General features: G+C 62.6%; 19 protein-coding genes. 11 read left to right on the forward strand and 8 right to left on the reverse strand.

From position 1 onward, the window contains the following. Nucleotides 1–485: 485 nt before the first annotated feature. The 4 genes from QRN36_RS08675 to QRN36_RS08690 form a co-directional block, all read right to left on the reverse strand. A complete protein-coding gene (locus QRN36_RS08675) occupies nucleotides 486–1,778 on the reverse strand; it encodes a sorbosone dehydrogenase family protein (protein WP_285423678.1) in 1,293 nt (430 codons plus the stop codon). Beyond that, nucleotides 1,775–2,203 (reverse strand): DUF2231 domain-containing protein, encoded by a 429-nt coding sequence (locus QRN36_RS08680; RefSeq protein WP_285423679.1) that lies wholly within the window; start codon nucleotides 2,201–2,203, stop codon nucleotides 1,775–1,777. The genes QRN36_RS08675 and QRN36_RS08680 overlap by 4 nt, the downstream gene beginning before the upstream one ends. Nucleotides 2,204–2,356: 153 nt before the next feature. Further along, a complete protein-coding gene (locus QRN36_RS08685) occupies nucleotides 2,357–2,629 on the reverse strand; it encodes a hypothetical protein (protein WP_285423680.1) in 273 nt (90 codons plus the stop codon). Next, the gene (locus QRN36_RS08690; RefSeq protein WP_285423681.1) at nucleotides 2,622–2,921 is read right to left on the reverse strand and encodes a hypothetical protein; all 300 of its coding nucleotides are present in this window, start codon (nucleotides 2,919–2,921) and stop codon (nucleotides 2,622–2,624) included. The genes QRN36_RS08685 and QRN36_RS08690 overlap by 8 nt, the downstream gene beginning before the upstream one ends. Before the next feature lie 98 nt (nucleotides 2,922–3,019). Between QRN36_RS08690 and QRN36_RS08695 the strand changes: the two genes are divergently transcribed. Continuing rightward, nucleotides 3,020–3,469 (forward strand): hypothetical protein, encoded by a 450-nt coding sequence (locus tag QRN36_RS08695; protein ID WP_285423682.1) that lies wholly within the window; start codon nucleotides 3,020–3,022, stop codon nucleotides 3,467–3,469. A 51-nt stretch (nucleotides 3,470–3,520) separates the two neighbouring features. Here QRN36_RS08695 and QRN36_RS08700 read toward each other — a convergent pair whose 3' ends face one another. Further along, nucleotides 3,521–6,040 (reverse strand): PAS domain-containing protein, encoded by a 2,520-nt coding sequence (locus QRN36_RS08700; RefSeq protein ID WP_373568720.1) that lies wholly within the window; start codon nucleotides 6,038–6,040, stop codon nucleotides 3,521–3,523. A gap of 257 nt (nucleotides 6,041–6,297) precedes the next feature. Here QRN36_RS08700 and QRN36_RS08705 point away from each other — a divergent pair, with 257 nt between their 5' ends. Then, nucleotides 6,298–6,549, forward strand: coding sequence for a hypothetical protein (locus tag QRN36_RS08705; protein WP_285423683.1), 252 nt, complete (start codon nucleotides 6,298–6,300; stop codon nucleotides 6,547–6,549). A gap of 39 nt (nucleotides 6,550–6,588) precedes the next feature. Here the strand turns inward: QRN36_RS08705 and QRN36_RS08710 are convergent, their stop codons facing one another. Together QRN36_RS08710 and QRN36_RS08715 are read right to left on the reverse strand one after the other, a co-directional pair. Beyond that, nucleotides 6,589–7,458, reverse strand: coding sequence for an oxaloacetate decarboxylase (locus tag QRN36_RS08710; RefSeq protein ID WP_285423684.1), 870 nt, complete (start codon nucleotides 7,456–7,458; stop codon nucleotides 6,589–6,591). A 288-nt stretch (nucleotides 7,459–7,746) separates the two neighbouring features. Then, complete coding sequence (locus QRN36_RS08715) at nucleotides 7,747–8,634, reverse strand: alpha/beta fold hydrolase (RefSeq protein ID WP_285423685.1); 888 nt, start codon at nucleotides 8,632–8,634, stop codon at nucleotides 7,747–7,749. A gap of 249 nt (nucleotides 8,635–8,883) precedes the next feature. Between QRN36_RS08715 and gcvA the strand changes: the two genes are divergently transcribed. The 3 genes from gcvA (at nucleotide 8,884) to QRN36_RS08730 (ending at nucleotide 11,508) form a co-directional block, all read left to right on the forward strand. Next, on the forward strand, nucleotides 8,884–9,798 hold the full coding sequence (gcvA, locus tag QRN36_RS08720; RefSeq protein ID WP_285423686.1) for a transcriptional regulator GcvA: 915 nt from the start codon (nucleotides 8,884–8,886) through the stop codon (nucleotides 9,796–9,798). A gap of 67 nt (nucleotides 9,799–9,865) precedes the next feature. Next, nucleotides 9,866–10,693, forward strand: coding sequence for a DMT family transporter (locus tag QRN36_RS08725; RefSeq protein WP_285423687.1), 828 nt, complete (start codon nucleotides 9,866–9,868; stop codon nucleotides 10,691–10,693). 275 nt (nucleotides 10,694–10,968) lie between these two features. Next, nucleotides 10,969–11,508: a thioredoxin gene (locus tag QRN36_RS08730; protein WP_285423688.1), complete on the forward strand. Its 540-nt coding sequence runs from the start codon at nucleotides 10,969–10,971 to the stop codon at nucleotides 11,506–11,508. A gap of 80 nt (nucleotides 11,509–11,588) precedes the next feature. Here the strand turns inward: QRN36_RS08730 and QRN36_RS08735 are convergent, their stop codons facing one another. Further along, nucleotides 11,589–13,328, reverse strand: a complete 1,740-nt coding sequence (locus QRN36_RS08735) for a dipeptidase (RefSeq protein WP_285423689.1) — start codon at nucleotides 13,326–13,328, stop codon at nucleotides 11,589–11,591. 202 nt (nucleotides 13,329–13,530) lie between these two features. On the opposite strand from QRN36_RS08735, the gene QRN36_RS08740 reads away from it, so the two are divergent. The 6 genes from QRN36_RS08740 to QRN36_RS08765 all read left to right on the forward strand — a co-directional run bounded on the left by QRN36_RS08740 (nucleotide 13,531) and on the right by QRN36_RS08765 (nucleotide 20,804). Further along, on the forward strand, nucleotides 13,531–13,962 hold the full coding sequence (locus QRN36_RS08740; RefSeq protein ID WP_285423690.1) for a DNA methylase: 432 nt from the start codon (nucleotides 13,531–13,533) through the stop codon (nucleotides 13,960–13,962). Beyond that, a complete protein-coding gene (locus QRN36_RS08745) occupies nucleotides 13,959–14,714 on the forward strand; it encodes a DUF72 domain-containing protein (protein WP_285423691.1) in 756 nt (251 codons plus the stop codon). The genes QRN36_RS08740 and QRN36_RS08745 overlap by 4 nt, the downstream gene beginning before the upstream one ends. A 203-nt stretch (nucleotides 14,715–14,917) precedes the next feature. Beyond that, entirely contained in the window at nucleotides 14,918–16,042 is a 1,125-nt protein-coding gene (locus tag QRN36_RS08750) for a diguanylate cyclase (protein WP_285423692.1), read from the forward strand. Nucleotides 16,043–16,199: 157 nt separating this feature from the next. Beyond that, entirely contained in the window at nucleotides 16,200–17,825 is a 1,626-nt protein-coding gene (locus QRN36_RS08755; protein WP_285423693.1) for an NADP-dependent glyceraldehyde-3-phosphate dehydrogenase, read from the forward strand. A 206-nt stretch (nucleotides 17,826–18,031) separates the two neighbouring features. Continuing rightward, nucleotides 18,032–18,601: a biliverdin-producing heme oxygenase gene (locus QRN36_RS08760; RefSeq protein ID WP_285424063.1), complete on the forward strand. Its 570-nt coding sequence runs from the start codon at nucleotides 18,032–18,034 to the stop codon at nucleotides 18,599–18,601. After that, complete coding sequence (locus QRN36_RS08765) at nucleotides 18,588–20,804, forward strand: ATP-binding protein (RefSeq protein WP_285423694.1); 2,217 nt, start codon at nucleotides 18,588–18,590, stop codon at nucleotides 20,802–20,804. Before QRN36_RS08760 ends, QRN36_RS08765 begins: the two co-directional genes overlap by 14 nt. Nucleotides 20,805–20,845 lie beyond the last annotated feature (41 nt).

Here is a 20,845-nt window from a genome sequence, read left to right on the forward strand (position 1 = left end):
CGGCTTCAGCCGGGAAGAGGCCGGTGTGGGCACCCTCGATTCAGCGGTGCGCCACACGACGCCTTCCCGGCTAAAGCCGGTCCTACCAGGTATTCACCCGCAATATTGCCGCGCGACGTGGCTAATCGGCCGTGCCGGCTTCAATCGCGATATCCCGGCATGACGCAGCCAACAGTAGGACCGGCTTCAGCCGGGAAGAGGCCGGTGTGGGCACCCTCGATTCAGCGGTGCGCCACTCGACGCCTTCCCGGCTAAAGCCGGTCCTACCAGGTATTCACCCGCAATATTGCGGCGCGACGTGGCTAATCGGCTGTGCCGGCTTCAGCCGCGATATCCCGGCATGACGCAGCCGAAGTAGGACCGGCTTCAGCCGGGAAGAGGCCATTGTGGGCACCATCGATTCAGCGGTGTGCCACTCGACGCCTTCCCGGCTGAGGCCGGTCCTGCGAGTCATCCACGCCTGACGCGGTCGGTCAGCCCACGGGTTATTTGTTGCGGGTCACGCGCCATACGGTGTTGGACAGGTCGTCGGCGATGATCAGCGCACCGCGCGGGTCGACCGTGACACCCACGGGGCGGCCGCGGGTCTTGCCGTCATTACCCCGGAAGCCCGTCGCGAAGTCCACGGGATCACCCGCCGGGCGGCCGTTGTTGAACGGCACGAAGACCACCTTGTAACCGACCGGGTTGTCGCGGTTCCAGCTGCCGTGCTGGCCGACGAACACGCCGTCGGCAAACTTGTCGCCCATTGCCGGGATGGAAAAGTCGACGCCCAGCGCTGCGACGTGCGAACCCAGGCTGTAGTCGGGTTTGATCGCGGACGCGACCTTGTCCGGGTTTTGTGGCTGGGCGCGGGTGTCGACGTTCTGGCCCCAATAGCTGTAAGGCCAGCCGTAGAAGGCGCCTTCACGCACCGAGGTCAGGTAATCCGGAACCAGGTCCGGACCCAGCTCATCACGCTCGTTGACCACGGTCCACAACTGACCGGTGCCCGGTTGCACCTTCATGGCGGTCGGGTTGCGCAGGCCTGTCGCGTACGGTTTGTGCGCCCCGGTCTGCGCATCGATCTGCCACACCCGGGCGCGGTCGAGTTCGACTTCCATGCCGCGCTCAGTGACGTTGCTGTTCGAGCCGATCCCCACGTACAGGAAGCGCGCGTCCTCACTGATCGCCAGGGATTTGGTCCAGTGGTGGTTGATCTGCGAGGGCAGCTCGGTAATGGTCGTCGGGGCGGCAGTGGCCTTGGTCTGGCCGTCTGCGTAATCGAAGCGCACCAGTGCGTCCTGATTGGCCACGTAGATTTTGCCGTTGGCGTACGCCAGGCCATAGGGCGCGTTGAGGTTCTCGGCGAACACTGTGTTCAGTTCATACACGCCGTCGCCGTCTGCATCGCGCAGCAGGGTCAGGCGATTGCCACCTTTGACCTTGGTGTTGCCTTCGGCCTTGATATAACTGGCGATGACATCCTTGGGCTTGAGTTTCGCGGCACTGCCGCCGCGACCCTCGGCCACCAGAATGTCGCCGTTGGGCAGCACGAGGGTCTGCCGGGGAATCTTCAGGTCGGTCGCGATGGCCGTCACGCTGTAGCCGTCCGGGACGGTCGGCTTCTGATCGCCCCAGGCCACCGGTTCGGCAATCTTCATGCTGGGCAGCAGCCCGCGCTGAGGATCCGGCATCTTCGGATCCGGTCCGCGGGCCTGGGTGCTGTCGCTCTCGCTGCCGCATGCACTGAGCAACAGCGCCATGGTCAGGGCAGTCAATGGATACAGACGTTTCATCGTGCACCTCCCGCGCGCAGGCCGCCAAGCCCGGTGAATGCTGCAATCACGCTGAGCACAGTGACGATGACCGACAGCACCAGGCCCGACGGCATGACGGCCCAGGCGTCTTTGGCATGCTCGAACGCATTGACCAGTCCCAATGCAAAGGTGACCAGCAAGAGCAGAAAATACACCGTGGGCCTTCCGCCCTTGTGGTCGGCGCGAATGAGGTTGATCAGCGCGAACAGCAGGGCAAACCCGCAGAACACCAGCGCGCCGGCAATCAGCCATGCGGCGAAGTTGCTCCACTGGATCTGATAGGTCGCGTAGTAGCTGATGTCACTCAGCAGCCCGCCGAGAAACAGCGGCACGGCGCCGGCCAGCAGCAGGGCATGAAGCGGCGAAGGCCTGGTCGGGTAGGGCGGATAGGTCGTGTCAGTCATGTCGGCTCCTTTTCGTTGGCGGCTCAACGCTGTTCCTCAGCGTGAATGCATCGAGCGCGATAAAAAGGATCTTGCCGGCGCCACGTAAGTTCAACGCAATTTCCTGCGTCCATGCCAGGGCGACGACGGCAGCGGGCATGTACCCGCTTGCGTTTACCGCTTGTTACCGCGTTCCCATTCGCGGGTGTGGCTTTGCTCGATGGCATGGCTGTAAGCAGCGTCGGCGTATTCGAGCATCTCTTGCAGTTCTTCTGCGCTGATGACCTCAAGCCGGGCCAGGGTCATGGCGTGGCCGGTGAGTTCTCCGCTCCAGTGATCAATCGCCAGCTCCCGGCGACCCTCGTGGTTGAGCAGGATGTTCCAGAGCTCCAGCTCGCGATTTCTGATGTCCTCGTTGCCCATTTCACCTTGTTCTCCCTTAATCAATCGGCCGACACCACCAGGATTGCGCGTACCACCGCTCACCGTCGAACTCGATGCCGCTGAGGGTGAATCCCTCACGGGCCATCGCCGACAAGGTCGCGTCGAAAAGCTCGGGTAACAGCAGGCGGCCCGTCCCGTAGATGGGCCGCAGGCTTGCGACGTTCGAATGCCGGTTCAGTTGCTCGCAGATGCGATTCATGATGACCAGCTCCCCCTGAATCGCGGTCGTGCGCTTGGGAGGAACCATCTGCAGCGCGACGCCTTGTCGGCGCCTGGGTGTGATGACGAATTGCATGACCGGCCTTTGCTGAATAACTGTATTTATATACAGTTAACTAAACGGCGTTCTCCGGGTCAACGCTGTATGAACCAAAATCCGACGGGGTGATTGCTATGTGCGGCGGAGTCGAAGCGAAAGACAAGAACAGGGCGTACGTGCCGGTCAGGGTGTACTTCCCCAACCCGAAAGCAGCGTTTCCGGTGATGCTCGAAGACGGCACGGAACTGGGCTGGGTGGCGTGGGGGCGGCGCAAGGAACAGCCCGGCAACGGGCCGCAGGGGGGCTGGGCCAAGCGCGAAACCATCGAGCGAGGCGGGTGGGACAAGTATCACCCCCAACGCGCGCTGGGGCTGGTCAGCGGTTACATGGAAAAAGACGCCGAGCGCGTCTCCCACTGGTTCGAGATGACCCAAGGGTACGGCCTGGAATGCCTGGTGATCGGCGAAGCCGAAGAGCACCGCGTTTACGTCGTCACCACAACGCCGCCACCAGCGTACGAATGGGTGCATGACCGCTGGCCAATGATCGCCGAATTGCCTGCCGAGCCCGAAGAAGGCCATTAACGGCGATGATCGCCGGGGCAGCGACCGGCGGCGTGGCCGGCGGCGTGGCCGTCAGGCGTTCATCAATTCCCGAACGCGAGACGTCAATGCGTCCACCGCAAAGGGTTTGGTCAGCACCCACATGCCAGGCCCGAGATGGCCGTTGCCGATGACCGCATTTTCGGCATAACCGGTGATGAACAGCGTCTTGAGCTCAGGCCGCACCTCGCGTCCGGCGTCTGCCATTTGCCGTCCGTTCATGCCGCCCGGCAAACCGACATCGGTGATCAGCAGGTCGATGTGCACGTCGGAGCGCAGGGCCGCCAGTCCGGCCACGCTGTCGGCGGCTTCCAGCACCGTGTAGCCGAGATCACGCAGAACGTCCATCAACAACATGCGCACGGTGGGCTCGTCGTCGACCACCAGAATCGTTTCGCTGGCGCTGCACATCGGCGCCTGCGGATTGCCGGCGTCGGTTTCGTCGCTGACCGCGTTGCCGTCGAAACGCGGCAGATAAATACACATCGTGGTGCCGTGGCCCACTTGCGAATACGCGCGCACCTGCCCGCCGGACTGTTTGGCGAAGCCGTAAATCATCGAAAGGCCCAGGCCGGTGCCCTGACCGATGGGCTTGGTGGTGAAAAACGGATCGAAGGCTTTCGACATGATCTCCGGAGTCATGCCGATGCCGGTGTCCCTCACCGACAGCGAAATGTACTCGCCCTGTGGGATGTCATGGGCGCGGGCGGCGTCATCGTCCATCCACTGATTCGACGTCTCGATGGTGATGGTGCCACCGTCCGGCATGGCATCGCGGGCATTGATGCACAGATTCAACAGGGCGTTTTCCAACTGCCCGGCATCGACCAGCGTCGGCCACAGAGACGGCGCACCGATGGTCTGAACCTGAATGCCGGGCCCTACGGTGCGCTGAACCATTTCGGTGATGCCGAACATCAGCGTATTCACATCGGTGGGACGCGGGTCGAGGGTCTGCCGACGGGAGAACGCAAGAAGGCGGTGAGTGAGGGCGGCAGCGCGCCGGGTGGCGGCCTGTGCGGCCAGAATGTATTTCTCGACGTCGTTGAGCCGCCCCTGAAGAATGCGATTGCTGGTCAGTTCCAGCGAGCCGGAAATGCCCGCCAGCAGGTTGTTGAAGTCGTGGGCGATTCCGCCGGTCAACTGGCCCACCGCTTCCATTTTCTGCGACTGGCGCAGTTTCTCCTCTGCCTGCATGAGCTCTGCGGTGCGCTCGATCACGCGCTGCTCGAGGGTTTCGTTGAGCGCCCGCAAGGCGGCGGTGGCACGATCGCGTTCGCCTTCGACCGAGCGCCGTTCCTCGACGTCGATGAGCACGCCGGGAAAGCGCAAGGGCGTGCCGTCTTCCGCCCATTCGACCCGACCATTGGCCTCGATCCAGTAATAGATGCCGTCAGCACGGCGTACCCGATACTGATGCGCGTACGCGCCACCCCGACTGATCGCCTCGGCGATGGCGGCTTTCAGGCCGTCGCGGTCTTCGCCGTGCACGGTGGCAATCACCTGTTCCAGACTCAGGCCGTCACGGCCGAGCGCAGGATCCAGTCCGAACGCACGGGCGAACGCTTCGTCGACGGTGAAACGGTCGGTGGGCAGATGCCAATGCCAGGTGCCGATGATCGCGCCGGCGGCGAGTGCCAGCTGCACCCGTTCCACGTTTTCCCGGGCAACCGCCTCGCTTTCCAGCAAGCGCTCCTGGGCGCGGCGCCTTTCGGTGACATCGCTGAAGAAGATCGCGATCTGCCGATCCGCAGGGTTGCCGACCCGAACGGCGCGCACGTCGAACCAGCGCTCGAAGTTTCTCGCGTAGTTTTCGAAATTCGCAGGCTCGCCCGTCTTGGCGACGTGGCCGTAGGTTTCAAACCAGAAGCTTTCCAGGTCCGGCGCAAACTCCGTGACCCACTTGCCGCGCAGGTTGACACCGGCCTGACGTTCGAAGGCCGGGTTGGCCTCGACGAAGCGGTAATCGATCGGCCGATCTTCCGCGTCGTACTTGACCTGGACGATGGCGAACGCTGCCTCGATGGTTTCAAGGATCGTGCGAAAACGCTCCTCGCTCTGGCGCAGCGCAATTTCGGCCTTGCGTCGCTGGCTGAGGTCGAGCATCGCGCCGATCATGCGCACGGCCTTACCGTCGGCGTTGCGGATCACATGCCCCCGATCCAGCACCTCGGCGTAGGAGCCGTCCGCCCGCTGGAAGCGGTATTCATCGGTCCAGGCGGTGTCGGTGCCGTCGATGACGGCATGAATCGAGTCATGAATGCGAGCGCGGTCCTGGGGGTGGATCTGACTGATCCACCAAAGGCCAGTGGTCTCAACGCAGGCCAGGCTGTGGCCGTACGCGCGTTCGAGCGCTTCATTCCACAGCACGTGATCGCCGACCAGGTCCCAATCCCAGATGGCGTCGTTGGTGGCTCTGGCCGCCAGTCGGTAGCGCACCAGCGAATCTTCGATGTCAGTATCGCTTTCGACGCCGGCATCGTCAGTGGTCGACGCCTTGACCATCGAAGGACTGCCAGCCTGCGCGTGCTCCAGGGCGCCACGCAAGCGCATGACCTCAGCTTCCAGTTGCTCTCGACTCAGATGTTTCAGACCAGCCCCCGATCATGCCTCGTAAATGATTTCGCTGCCGATTGCGGTCGTTAGCGCACAGGCGCAATCAGAGCAGAAAGCGCTGAAACTTGCACTAGCGTCCTGCTTTCACCGGCAGTCGACGTAGAAGCACCAGCTGAGCGGCAAGAACGGCTGAACTAAAAATTGACTGGCAAGTCAGGATAATGACTGCGCCCACCATTCCCCGAGGACGAGCCATGCCTGTTTATACCCTTGAATATCAGTTCAACGACGAACCGAGAACCTTCGCCATCGACCTCAAACAGGCGCACTTGCCTGTGCACGAGGCGGCGATGCACTTGCTCGAGTTGCACTTCGGCGATGGAGAAAACAGCCTGATGATGCCTGCCGCAGATGCGACTCACGAAGAAATCCTGCAGCAGGCCGAACGGGTAGGGTTGACGCAGATCAGGGTGATGGAAGGCGCGACGCCAGCTGTCGACCGATGATGTTCACCGCTCGCCGACAAGACGGGCGGTGACGCTGGTTCATTCCTTGACGTTCATGAACTCTTTGGCCCATGCCACGTAGCTTTCCGGCAGCGTGTAGGTATGGGTGAGTTCCGTCGCGCTCAGGTTGGAGGTGCTGCGGGTGATCTGGCGCTGGGCGCGCAGGCTGTCGTAGGTGGCTTTGATCGCCGCGAAGTAGGCGGCATGGCCTGCGACCACGATGCGCACGCCGGCATCGGCCAGACGCTGTGCATCGTTGAGCTCCGGATTGCCATAGGTCACCAGCATCAGCGGGACGCTCAGGTTTTCCGAAATCTGTTCCAGGTGCGTGAAGTCCTTGATGCCGACGATGCAGATGCCGTCGGCGCCGGCGTCTTCATACGCCTTGGTGCGCGCGATGATGTCTTCGACTGGCAGTACCCCTGCGTTGGTACGGGCGATGATCGACAGCTCAGGGTCCACGCGGGCCTCCAGCGCAGCGCGAACCTTGCCGATGCCTTCGCCGATGGTGATGAGGTCGGTCGACTTGCGGCCGTATTGCGCCGGCAACAGGGTGTCTTCGATGGTCAGCGCGGCAACGCCTGCACGCTCCAGCTCTTCCACTGTGCGCATGACGTTCAGGGCATTGCCGTAGCCATGGTCGGCGTCGGCAATGAAAGGCAACTGCGCGACGCGGCCGATGCGGGTTGCCTGTTCGACGAATTCGCTCAGGGTGATCAGGGCGAAATCCGGTGCTGCGAGAACCTGCAGCGAGGCGACCGAGCCGCCCAGAATGCCGACTTCGAAGCCGAGGTCGGCGGCGATTCGCGCAGACATCGGATCAAATACCGATGCCGTCTCAAAACAAGCCTTCGAGGCCAGGAGTTCTCGGAAATTACGGCGCAGAGCTGAGTGGGAAATTCTGGACATGAGGCTTCCTGTTTCTGGCCATCATCGAAGATAACGATCTACGCCAAGCTAAAAGTGCGGCGAGACTACCATGCAAAAAGATGAAACATTATGACGGTTCGGTATGGCCCATGCACTAAACAGATAGCGCTCCAAAGCGGTGCAGAGGCAGCGTGTCCGAGGGCTGTGACGCTTGACGCCAGTGCAGGTCGGCAGCGGCCATTGCATGAAGGCCTCAGCCCCGACCCACTTTATATAATGGCGCCTGCCCAAGGTGAAATGCCTGCCGGGATTGTTGCTGCGCCTGGCTCACCGCTCGAGAAGACTCATGATCGCCTGCGCGAATTCGGCCGGCGCTTCTTGTGGCACGTTATGCCCGATCCCCGCCAATACGTGTCGACTGACCGGGCCGTCGAAGCCGCGCCTGGCCGCCGCATCATCGCGCCGGGAGGACACGCCATCGCTGCCGCCACTCAAAATGACGGTCGGAACCGTAATAGGCGGGCGCTGCGCCAGGGCGCGCTCAATCTCGGCGTAGCGCGGATCGCCTTCCACCAGGCCGAAGCGATGACGGTAGGAGTGAGTGACCACATCAACGAAATCCGGGTTGGCAAATGACTGGGCCGACGCCTGAAACGTTGCATCGCTGAACAACCAGTCCGGTGACCAGGAGGCCCACAGTAAACGGCAGAACGCCTCGCGATGGGCGGCAAGTCCTGCGTAGCCTCGCGCGCCGTGAAGGTAATACTGATACCACAAACGCCGCTCCGCCTCGGGCGATGCCGGCGTGTCGGCGGCCGAGATGTCCTGAATGTTGTAGCCCGGGTCGCCGCTCACCAGACCGATCACGCGCTCCGGCCACAGGGCAGCAACGACGCAGGCTGCGCGGCCGCCCCAGTCGTATCCGGCCAGTACAGCGCGCTGAATCTGCAGCGCATCGAGCAACGCCAGCAGGTCAGCGCCCAGCGCAGCTTGCTCGCCGGAGCGCAGGGTTTGAGTGTCGATGAATTGCGTAGGCCCGTAGCCGCGCAGGTACGGCACGATGCAGCGGCAGCCTGCTTGCGCCAAGGATTTGGCCACGTCGTCGTAAGCATGAATGTCGTAGGGAAACCCGTGCAGCAGCACGACAACCTGGCCGTCTTCGGGGCCGATGTCCCGATAAGCCGTTTTCAACACACCAGCGTGGATCTCTTTCACGGTTGCTCCTTTCCATTCATGCAGGGCAGGCGATGCGCTGACGGATCGATGTGCAGCTCAGGCGCCAGTATCGGCCGAGAGAATGCCCGGCCAACGCTACAACGCTGTGACCACCGTCTGGCGAAAGAATGCGCACGCGCTGACGGATGAAGCCCTCGGATGAGGTCGTTGTGAATGAACGTGGCGGCTGCCTTATCATGAGTCACCCTTCATGCATCGCGCCTTCGCGGTCGCTGCCGAGAACCCGATATGAGAGACCTGCCACCCACGTCCACCTTGCGCGCCTTCGAGGTCGCCACGCGGCACGCCACCTTTACCTCCGCGTCACAGGAACTGCACGTCACGCAGAGCGCTGTCAGCCATCAACTCCGTCACCTCGAAGACCTCTGGGGGCTGCAACTCTTCGAGCGGGGCAAGTCCTTGAGTCTTACGCCCGCAGGTGCAGCGCTGGCGCCCATCGTGCGTGAGTTTTTCATGAACCTCGAGGCCACGCTCTCGGAGTTGAGGGAGGAGAAGGGCCGGGTAAGGTTGAAGGTCAGCACCACGTATTCCTTCGCGCTGAAATGGCTGCTGCCCCGGTTGCCAGGCCTGTCTCAGCAACATCCGGACATCCTGGTAACGCTGGAAACCACCGATACGGCCATCCGCTTTTCTGCCGGCGAGGCCGATGTCGCCATCCGCCTGGGCAACGGCAACTACCCCGCGCTGTATTCGGACTTCATGTTCCGGGAACAGATTTTCCCGGTGGCCAGCCCCGATCTGTTGCACCGCTTCGGCGTACCGCACACACCCGCCGAGCTGCTGCGCTATCCCTTGCTGACCCGCGACGGAGTCGACCTGGTGCCAAAGTGGGAGGTCTGGTTTCAGCAAGTCGGGCTGGGCATTTCGCCGCTGAACGAATGCGTCAGGTTCGCCGACACCAACATGACCGTCGAAGCGGCGTTGCTCGGTCAGGGCATCGCCCTGGCGCGCAGCGGTCACGTGGAAGCAGAGTTGGCCGATGGGCGTCTGGTCCGGCTGTTCGACGTGCCGTTCGCGTCGCCGGTCGGTTATTACTTCGTCTGCCCCAAAGGCATTGAATCGCAGCCGCACATCGTCCGGTTTCACGACTGGCTGCTGGAGGAATCGACCAAGGCCGGTCTGAGTTACGGTAGAGATGCATGAGGGTTTACTCATGGGGCGATGAGGAGACTTCGCTTCAGTTGCCAGGCGGGTTTGCCTAGGATGGGGCATGCCTATTCACATCATCCTGCTGGTTCTCTTCGCCGCGCTGCTGCACGCCAGCTGGAACGCGCTGCTGCGCGGCGGTGCCGACCGACTCTGGTCAATGACGATCATGTGCATCGCCGTGGCGATCGCCAGCACGGCCGCAGCGTGGGTGCTGCCGCCTCCAGCCTCGGCGAGTTGGTTCTACGCCGGGCTCTCGGCAGTCTTGCATGTGGGCTACAACCTGTTTCTGGTGCGCAGCTATCAAGTCGGAGAGCTGGGCCAGACTTACCCGGTATCCCGCGGTTCGTCACCCATTCTCATCACCTTGTGTGCCGCGGCGTTTGCCGGGGAGGCGGTGAGCGCGAGCACGCTGGCGGGCATCGGGCTGGTGTCCGCCGGCATCATCTCGCTGGCATTCAAGCGTCGCCGACTGGCCGTGCCCAGCCTGCCGTACGCCTTGGGCACGGGCTGTTTCATCGCCGCGTACAGCGTGACCGACGGCATAGGCGCACGCCTGTCCGGTGCACCCATGGCGTATACCGTGTGGATGTGCGCGATGTGGGGCGTGCTGATGCCGGTGGTGTATATCGCCTTGCGAGACACCCGCAGCCTGTTCACCTGGCGGCCCGGCCTGATCTCGGCAGCGGTCGGTGGACTGGTTTCGCTGCTGGCCTACGGCATCGTCATCTATGCCATGTCCGGCGCGCCGATGGGCGCCGTGTCGGCGCTGCGCGAAACCAGCGTGCTGTTCGCCGCCTTGATCGGATACTTCTTTCTGGGCGAGTCGCTGAACCTGCGCAAACTGCTGGCGTGCGTGGTCATCGCCACCGGCACGATCATCATCGGTTGATGGGTGCACTGCGCGCGTTCGGTCCGGCGATAGGGGTGGTTTGGCAATAGGGATCGTTTAATAACGCAAGGGATTCGCCATGCCGGCGCGTATGGGGCACTATCGAGCGCGAAGCTGCGCGGTTTCGGCAGCCGGACATGCTGATGTGGCCGCCACCACGGTCTGTCTGGCGAGCCCGGCCGGCGGTTTCATGACCCGCTCGTCGAAGGCGGTCTGCCTCGCGGCGTTCAATGCTCAGACCGCCTTCGCGCAACACCCATCGAACAGGATGAACCATGCAAGCAGACGACCTTTCCTGGGGCCACGGGCCTCGTATCTTTGAAGTGTTCCTGGAGCCCACCTGTCCGTTCTCGGTCAAGGCGTTCAACAAGCTCGATGAACTGCTCGCTCAGGCGGGCGAAGACAACATCACGGTGAAGATCCGCCTGCAGTCTCAGCCCTGGCACATGTTTTCCGGCGTCATCGTGCGCTGCATTCTGACGGCGTCGACGCTGCCGGGCGGCAAGGCAGACGCCAAGGCGGTCATGGCCGCCGTGGCGGCGCATCGTGAGGAGTTCGAGTTCGAGCACCACGCAGCCGGGCCGAACATGGACGCGACACCGAACCAGATCATCGCCCGTGTCGAGCAGTACAGCGGTGTGAAACTTGCCGAGGCATTCGCCGACCCTCAGTTACAGGGGCCGATCAAGTGGCACTGCAAATACGCGCGGCAGAACGGCATCCACGTGTCGCCAACGTTCATGATCGACGGGTTGGTGCAAGCCGACTTGTCCAGCGGCGATCCGGTGGCAGACTGGGTAGCGCGACTGGCTTGACCCGAAAGGGATGTTGAATAACGCGGTAGCTGCCCGATGAAGGCTGCGAACCCGCCGCACAGCGGGTTCGCAGTCAGCGGTCAGAGTTTCGGCAGTTGGCCCACGCGACCCAGCATCTCGGTCACGATCTGCAGATCCAGCAGGAACTGCTCGGTGGTCTTGAATTCGGCGTCGGTGTGCCCGGTGTATTTGACATCCGGACGAGCCAGACCGAACTGCACGCCGTTGGGCAATTCATGCACCGACGTTGCGCCCGCCGAGGTCCCGAACGTGTGCGCCATGCCCAGGTTTTCGCTGGCGACAGCGAGCAACGCCTTGACCCATTCTCCCTCTGGATTGCGATACATCGGCTCGGCGATCTTGTAATCGAAGGTCGCCGCGATGTGGGTTTTGGCGCTCCATGCGTCGATTTTTCCGGCGATTTCCTGCTTGAGCGTCTCAGGCGACTTGCCCTTGGGTACGCGCAGGTTGACCGCGAGCTTGAAGGCCTGGTCATCCAGGGCGACATAGGTCAGCGAGGCCGTCAGCGGCCCCATGAAGTCATCGGAAAACGCGACGCCCAGTCTGTTGCCCAGATAGTCCAGGCCCCAGTTGTCGGCGGCATACTGCGCGGCGTCGGTGACGTAGTTGTGCTTGAGGGCGACCTTGCCGTTCAGACTGTTGATGAAGCCGAGCATCCGCGCGACCGGGTTGACGCCCGACTGAGGCTCCGAGGAGTGCGCCGACACGCCCGTCACCGACAGGCTGACGTCCTTGCCCGCCACCTTGGCGTCCACCTGGAAGTTACCGCCGTTCTGCGCCACGTATTCGGCGCCTGCCTTCTGCAGGCTGGCAGCAAGCTCGGCGGGCGTGTCGGTCACGAACGTGGCCACCGAGCGGGACGGGATCTGGTTGGTGGCCATGCCGCCGGTCATCGTCGTGATTTCTGCGCCGCTGCCCGTCGCCGGTTTGCGCGGGAAGCTCGCCATCACCGTGCCGTAGCCTTTTTCCGCGATCACCACCGGGTAACTGCCATCCAGTGCCAGGTTGTACTCAGGCGTCGGGTTGCGCTCGAAATAATACGGAATGGCATCCCCGGAGGTTTCTTCGGTGGTGTCGATCAGCAGTTTGAAGTTGCGCGCCAGCGGCAGGTGTTCCTCTTTGATGGTCTTCATCGCGTAGAGCGCGACGACGATGCCGTTCTTGTCGTCTTCGGTGCCTCGGCCGTACATGCGATCGCCGATCTGCGTGACCTTGAACGGGTCCAGTCGGGTGCCGTCCTGCAGCACCCAGTTCTCCGGCGTCACGGGCACCACGTCGGCATGGGCATGAATGCCGACCAGTTCCTTGCCGCTGCCGTCGAGGGAGATTTCATAGACGCGATTGTCGACGTTGCGAAACTTCAAATCGAACGCCTTGGCCAGGCTCTCGATTTTTGCGGCGATCTTGATGAACGCCGGATTGTCGTGCTGGGCGAGGCCTTGCGTCTGGAAGGTCGGGATTTCCACCAGCTCGCGCAGGGTCTGCGTCGCAGCGCTGCCGTATTTGACCCGCGTGTAGAGCCCCAGCAGGCGATAAACATCATTCTGCTGCTGCGCGGAAAGCGGCTTGTTGGCGAGATAAGCGCTGATGGTCGGGGTCAGATCGTCGGTTTTCGCAAGATCACTCTTGCCCAGACGATCGAGAAAGTGTCGGAAATCCTTGACCGACGTGTCGTTGAAGCGAGTCAGGATGTCTGCGCTCTGTTGCGCGCTGAGGGTGGCGGACGCCGTGGTGGCGAAGCAGGACAGGCTGGCGAGCACCAGAGCGGCCGAAGCCAGGCGCTTGAATTGAACGTTCATTGCGTGGGGCATTCCTTTGCTGCAGTCGATTGAAATAGCTGATCGCTCGATCAGAATCGTTCGCAACCTAACATTTCGAACGACGTCGTTGAAATACCTGATGCAGGATGTGTCGCACCCAGCGGCAAAAGCGACGCAGATATGAAAAAGCCGTTGAATTCCGTCGGCAGGCCCAGGGTCTAGCGAAGATCGGGAGGACGACATGAACAAAACCATCACCGCACATGACTTGAACATCGACCTGGCCGGCGCCCATGAAGACGCGCTGTTCAAATGGCTGCTGGCAAGCTTTCTGATGGGCAAGCGGATTCAGGCGCAGATTGCAGAGCAGGCCTACCGCGTCATCGTCGACAAACACCAGCGTGACACGCCGCGCAAGCTCGCCCATTGCAGCCATCGCGAGCTGGTGAAAATGCTGGGCGAGGCCAATTACGTGCGATACGACGAAACCACCGCCGAGCGCCTGCTGGCGCTGGCCGCCCGGCTCAATGACGAGTACGGCGGCAAGGTCGGGCGCATCCGGGAGGTCAGTGACAGCCGCGAGGACTTCGAAAAACGCTTGCAGGCGTTGGAGGGCATCGGCCCCAAGACCGTGGAGATATTCATGCGTGAAGCGGCGAAGGTGCTGTATTGAGCATCGCCACGGTATTCGTCGGCTGCGCGGGCTGGAGCATCGGCCGCGAGCACGCGCCGGCGTTCCCCGCTGACGGCACGCACCTGCAGCGCTACGCGTTGCGGCTGAACGCGGTGGAAATCAACAGCTCGTTCAACCGGCCTCATCGGCCGCAGACTTACCGGCGCTGGGCTGAGTCGGTCCCGCCGGCGTTTCGGTTTTCGGTGAAAATACCGAAGCTGATTTCCCATGAGCGACGGCTGCAGCAGTGCGAACAGCCGCTGGATGAGTTTCTGGGTCAGTGCATGGCGCTGGGTGAACGGTTGGGGTGCCTGCTGCTGCAACTGCCGCCGAAGCTGGCATGCGATGCATCGGTGGCCGAGGCATTTTTCACACAACTGCGTGAGCGTTATCGTGGTCCGCTGGTGCTCGAACCCCGGCATGAGTCCTGGGTTCAGGCCGCGCCGATGCTCGCGGCCCATGGCATTACCCAAGCGGCAGTCGACCCGTCGCGCATCAGCAATGACGCCGCCCCGTTGGGTCAGGCGGAGCTGGATATCGGCCTGGACTACTGGCGCTTGCACGGCGCGCCGCGCATTTATCACAGCCCTTACGACGAGGCCTATCTGCAACGCCTGGCTGACGATTTGCTGTCCAGCGCCCTGGCGGGTAGACAGGCATGGTGCATTTTCGACAATACCGCCAGCGGAGCCGCCACCGCGAACGCCTTGAGGCTCAGAGCGATTCTGGATCGTCGCATCGGCACGTCTTGACGGGTCAGGACGCCTCGAGTGCAATCGTCCATCGCGCTGCATTGCCCGAACTAGAGCCTCTGGCGAGATGCCGGCGACCCTTTCGTCGTAAAAAAGCCGATGCGGATCCGATTTCTTGCAAATCCCAGGCAAGCGAGTTGTGCGCCGCAGTAGCACGGTGCCACAATTAGGCCCATGTCATCTTGGCGGGCCGGGCGGAGCAGATGTACCTCCTCGAGTTTCAACATGAGCGCGACGTCCAGATACGGGCCCAGGTGCGAACCGATCGTTTGCAGCTGTTGTTTCGTCAGAGTTTTTTCTCGGTTTTCGGCAGTCTGCTCGCGGCGCTGATGTTGTCCTGGCTGTGCTGGGACCGTGCCGCCCACGGCCTGATCATCGGCTGGCTGGCGCTGCTCGGTGGCTCGACCTCCTTACGCCTGATCATGCTGATCACCTATTTTCGCTGCGCCGAGGCCGGGCGCACGCCGCAGCGCTGGGAAACCACTTATTGGATCACGCTGGTGCTGTCGGCCGGCATCTGGGGCGGCGGGGCACTGGCATTGATGCAGCCGGGTGACCTGCTCACGCAGACGCTGGTGTTGCTGTTCACGGTCGGAATGTCGGTCAGTGCGGTGGCCTGTTACTCGGCCTATCGCTCGATGACCCTGGTGGCGATCGCGCTGGTGTTGCTGCCATGCTCGGCGTGGTTGCTGTTCCAGCCTGAGGCTACTCAGGTCGGGATGGCGTTCGCTTCGCTGGTGTTCGCATCGTTCGTCGCCAGCGCGACGCGCAAGCTTTCGTTTGCAATGGAGAAGGCCTTTCGCCTGACCCGCGAAATGGAACACGCCCACCGCATTGCCACCCATGCTGCGCAGACTGACGAGCTGACCGGGCTGAAAAACCGTCGTGCGTTCTTTCATCACGCTGAACGCGCCTACGACCACTGCTGGCGCAACCGCCTGCCGTTGTGCGCGCTGATGCTGGACATCGACCATTTCAAACAGATCAACGACCGCTACGGCCATCAGGCCGGTGATCAGGTGTTGCGCCAGATCGGCGCGGTCATCTGCGATTCGGTGCGCGAGGCCGATGTCTGCGGCCGGCTGGGCGGCGAGGAGTTTGCGTTGCTGCTGACGGACACGTCGCCGGACGTCGCCCACGCCATCGCCGAAAAACTGCGCCGGGATATCGCCGCGATTGCGTGCGACCATCACGGCGGCATCACCGCCAGCCTCGGCGTCGCGTCGTTGAGCGATGCTGAGCGGGACGTTCACGCACTGCTTGGCCACGCTGACCGGGCGTTGTTTCAGGCCAAGGCACAAGGCCGCAACCAGACGGCGGTGGCCTAGTGCCGCACCGCTCAGCCGGGTGGGCGGCCTAATCGTTTCAGCCCGGCGCTTCGTGTCACTCGCGCGTGACATTTCTTGCAACTCTTTTCATTCCCGTGCGGCTGTGGCGTAGTGTCGGTCTGTTTGCACGATGACCGACTGGAAGAGGTAAAGAGAGATGACCCTGCAAAACCGCCTGGACAACCTGTACCCGCGCGCCGAAGACATCCCCGAACAGTTTCGTGCCGGTCCTGCCATCGAGCAGCGCGATTATCTGGTCAACGGCGAGCTGCGTCAGTGGCAAGGGCCATTGGCGCCGGTGCTCAGTCCGGTGTCGTTGAAGACGGACGCAGGCCTTGAGTCGGTGGTGCTGGGCAGCACGCCGTTGATGGACGCCGACACCGCGATGACCGCGCTGGACGCCGCCGTCAAAGCCTACGACCGGGGGCAGGGCGCGTGGCCGACGATGCGCGTGGCTGACCGTATTCATCACGTCGAAACCTTCCTCAAGCTGATGCGCGAGCAGCGCGATGCCGTGGTCACGCTGCTGATGTGGGAAATCGGCAAGAACCTCAAGGACTCGCAGAAAGAGTTCGACCGCACCTGCGACTACATCGTCGACACCATCAACGCCTTGAAAGAACTGGACCGCCGCTCGAGCCGCTTCGAGCTGGAGCAGGACACCCTCGGGCAGATCCGCCGCGTGCCGCTGGGCGTTACCCTGTGCATGGGTCCTTACAACTATCCGTTGAACGAGACGTTCACCACACTGATTCCGGCGTTGATCATGGGTAACACCGTGGTCTTCAAGCCAGCCAAGTTCGGCGTGCTGCTGATTCGTCCTCTGCTGGAAGCCTTCCGCGACAGCTTCCCGGCCGGCGTGATCAACGTGATCTACGGCAGTGGTCGCGAAACCGTCAGCGCCCTGATGGCCAGTGGCAAGATCGACGTGTTCGCGTTCATCGGCACCAACAAGGCCGCCAGCGCCCTGAAAAAGCTGCACCCCAAGCCGCACCGCCTGCGCGCCGCGCTGGGTCTGGACGCCAAGAACCCGGGCATCGTGCTGCCGGACGTCAATCTGGACAACGCGGTTGCCGAAGCGATCACCGGCTCCCTGTCGTTCAACGGGCAGCGCTGCACCGCGCTGAAAATTCTCTTCGTGCATGAGAACGTCGTCGGCAGTTTTCTCGAAAAATTCGAAGAAAAACTGGCCCAGCTCAAGCCTGGCATGCCGTGGGAAGCGGGCGTTTCGTTGACCCCGCTGCCTGAGCCGGGCAAGACCGATTACCTGCAAGGGCTGGTCGATGACGCCGTCAGCAAAGGCGCTAAAGTGGTCAACGAAGGCGGCGGCACGACCCACGAGCAGTTCTTCTATCCGGCAGTGCTGTACCCGGTCACCCCGCAGATGCGCGTTTATCACGAAGAGCAGTTCGGTCCGGTGGTGCCCGTGGTTGCCTACAGCGACTTGGACAGCGTGATCGAATACGTGCTGGATTCGGACTTCGGCCAGCAGCTGAGTATCTTCGGCAACGATCCCAAGCAGGTCGGTCGTCTGGTCGACGCATTCGCCAATCAGGTCGGCCGCATCAACATCAACGCCCAGTGCCAGCGCGGCCCGGACAGCTTCCCGTTCAACGGCCGTAAAAACTCCGCCGAAGGCACCTTGTCGGTTCATGACGCGCTGCGGGTCTTCTCCATCCGCACATTGGTCGCGACCAAGTTCCAGGAGAGCAACAAGGCCTTGATCAGCGACATCATCCATAACCGGGAATCGAGCTTCCTGACCACCGACTACATTTTCTGACCTGCAGTCGTTTCGCCTCTCGGCACGCCCCGTCGGCTTTTCGGCGGCGGGGTCGCGCTTGTCACCGATATCAACTTGTCGGCGGGTGCACGAAGGCTGATACTCCAAGCCTGTTCCCCGGATCCTGAAGGACAACACCGGCCTTGGTTGATGTCACCCCCGAGCTGCAACCCGTTCGCGCCGCGAGCGTCCCTGAAGTCCTGACGATGTTGCGCAGTGCAACCGGGGCTCAACACCGCGCACTGGAAGCCAGGCTACCTTTTCTGCGCGCCGACTTCGACCTTGTCACCTACCGCCGGCTGATGCAGGCGTATTACGGTTTTCATCTCACACTGGAGAAACGCGTCGAGGCGTTCGACAGCGGCTTGTTCAAGCTGACTGAGCGACAAAAGACGCCCGCACTGACGAAAGACCTTCGCGCCTTGGGCCTCAGCGCTGGCGCGATTGAAGCGCTGCCTGTCTGCGCTGATCTCCCACTCATCGACAGCACCGCTCATTTGCTCGGCACGATGTACGTGATGGAAGGCGCTACCCTTGGTGGTCAGGTGCTGCGTCGCATCGTCGCCGACAAGCTGGCGATCGACGCCGACACCGGCGGCGAATTTCTCGATGTCTATGGCCGGGACACCGGCCGGCTGTGGAAAGCATTTCTCAAGCGTCTGGCGGAGTTCGATCACCCGGCGCACAACCTGCAGGTCGTGGACGCGGCGTGCACCACATTCAGCTGTTTCGAACGCTGGCTCGAACGCGCAGGAGTACTGCATGACGCCCGATAATCCGCAAGATGTCCGCGCGCTGCTGAACACCTGCGCCGACGAGCCGATTCGCATTCCCGGCGCGATCCAGCCCCACGGCGTGCTGTTGACGGTCGAGGAGCAGCACTGGACCGTCCAGCAGGCCAGCGCCAATGCCCAGCAGGTGCTGGGGCTTGCGGCGGATGTCGTGGCGGGCCAGCCATTGTCGCGATGGTTGGGTGACGATCAGGCCGGGTTGATACGCGAGGCGCTGTCAAACGGGCACCTCGAGGACGTCAATCCGCTCGCGCTGGTGTGCGGTGCCCTGCAACTGGATGGCCTGCTGCATCGCCACGACGGTGTCGTGTTCATTGAACTTGAGCCCGTGCCGGGCCAGACGCACAGGCCATCGCTGGACTTGCACCTGACCCGCACCCTGCGCCGGCTGCAGACCGCCAGTACGCTGGAGGCGCTGTACGAGATCAGCGTCAACGAAATCCGTGCGCTGACCGGTTACGACCGCGTGCTGATCTACCGTTTTCAGGAACAGGGCCACGGCCAGGTCATCGCCGAGTCGGCCACCCCCGAGCTGGACGCCTACGAAGGGCTGTTCTTCCCGGCCAGCGATATCCCCGAACAAGCCCGCGACCTGTACCGGCTCAACTGGCTGCGCATCATTCCTGACGCCAGTTATGTCCCGGCGCCGATGGTCCCGGCACTGCGTCCGGACACCCTGCAGCCACTGGACATGAGTTACGCGGTGCTGCGCAGCGTGTCGCCGATCCACTGCCATTACATGCGCAACATGGGCGTGCGTTCTTCCATGAGCATCTCGCTGCTCAAGGACCATAAGCTCTGGGGACTGATCAGCTGCGGCAACCGCCAGCCGCTGCAAGTCCCGCATGCGCTGCGCGCCGCCTGTCAGACCATCGGCCAGGTGCTGTCGATGCAGATCAGCATGCTCGAAGAACGCCAGGCGCAGTTGCAGCGTCAGGCCAAGGAAAACCTGTTGCAATCCCTCGCCGCGGCCATGCGTGAGGCCGACGGCGATGTCTACAACGGCTTGATCGCGCATCCCGAGGCCCTCATGGCCCTGGCCGAAGCCTCGGGCGTCGCCGTGATCGTCGAGGGCGAGGCGCACCTGTTCGGCCGCTGCCCATCGGTCGAGCAGGTCGACGCACTGCTCAAATGGGTCCAGTTGCAGGCGTCCTCAGTGGTCGAAACCTCGAGCCTGAGCGCCATGCTGCCAGAAGCCGGTGCCTACCAGCGCATTGCCAGCGGCCTGCTCGCGATCAGCCTGCCCAAGCCGGTCGACAACGGCGTGCTGTGGTTTCGCCCGGAAGTCATCGACAGCGTGAGCTGGAGCGGCAACCCGGAGACTGCCAAACACCTGGTCGGCGACCGTTTGCAACCAAGAGAATCCTTCAACGTCTGGAAACAGCAGGTCGAGGGCACTGCGCAGGCCTGGAGCGTCGGCGACCTGTACGCCGTTTCCGATCTGCGCCGCTCGGCGCTGGAAGCGGATCTGTCCCGTCAGGTGCTGCGAGAAAAGGATGCAGTGCGCGCTCGCGATGAGCTGGTTGCGGTGGTGTCCCACGACCTGCGCAGCCCCCTGACGGTGATCGTCATGCAATGCGGCATGATGCAGCGCGTGGTGGCGGCCGACGTCAGCCCGTCGTCGAAGCGGCTCATTTCCGCCGTCGACACCTTGCAGCGTGCCACGGCGCGCATGACCAATCTGCTCGAAGACCTGCTGGACACCTCGAAGATCGAAGCCGGACGTTACTCGATCGAGCCCCAGGCGCTGGAAGTCAGTCAGTTTTTCGAGGACGCCTGGACGTTGCTGACGCCGTTGGCGCTGAACAAGTTCATCGACCTGAGCTTCACCGGCGAACCTCACCTGAAGATGTTCGCCGACCCCGAGCGGATATTTCAGGTGCTGTCGAATCTGGTGGGTAATGCCATCAAATTCACGCCAAAGGAGGGCACGATCAGCGTGACAGCCAGCGTCGAAGGCGACCTAGTCGTCATCAGCGTGGTCGACTCCGGAGACGGCATCGCTGCCGATCAGTTGCCCCACGTCTTCGAGCGCTACTGGCGTATTCGCGAAGGCAATCCAAGCGGCACGGGGCTTGGGCTGTATATCTCCAAGGGGATCGTGAAGGCCCATGGTGGTGAGTTGACCGCCAGCAGCGAGCCTGGCGTGGGCAGCGAATTCCGCTTTACCGTGCCGCTGGCGCCATGAGCCGCTTGCTGCGTCCTGCGGTTGCGTCGGCGCGCCGGGTG

Origin of the sequence: Pseudomonas sp. efr-133-TYG-103a (assembly GCF_030209235.1) — a bacterium.
Taxonomy (GTDB): Bacteria; Pseudomonadota; Gammaproteobacteria; order Pseudomonadales; family Pseudomonadaceae; genus Aquipseudomonas.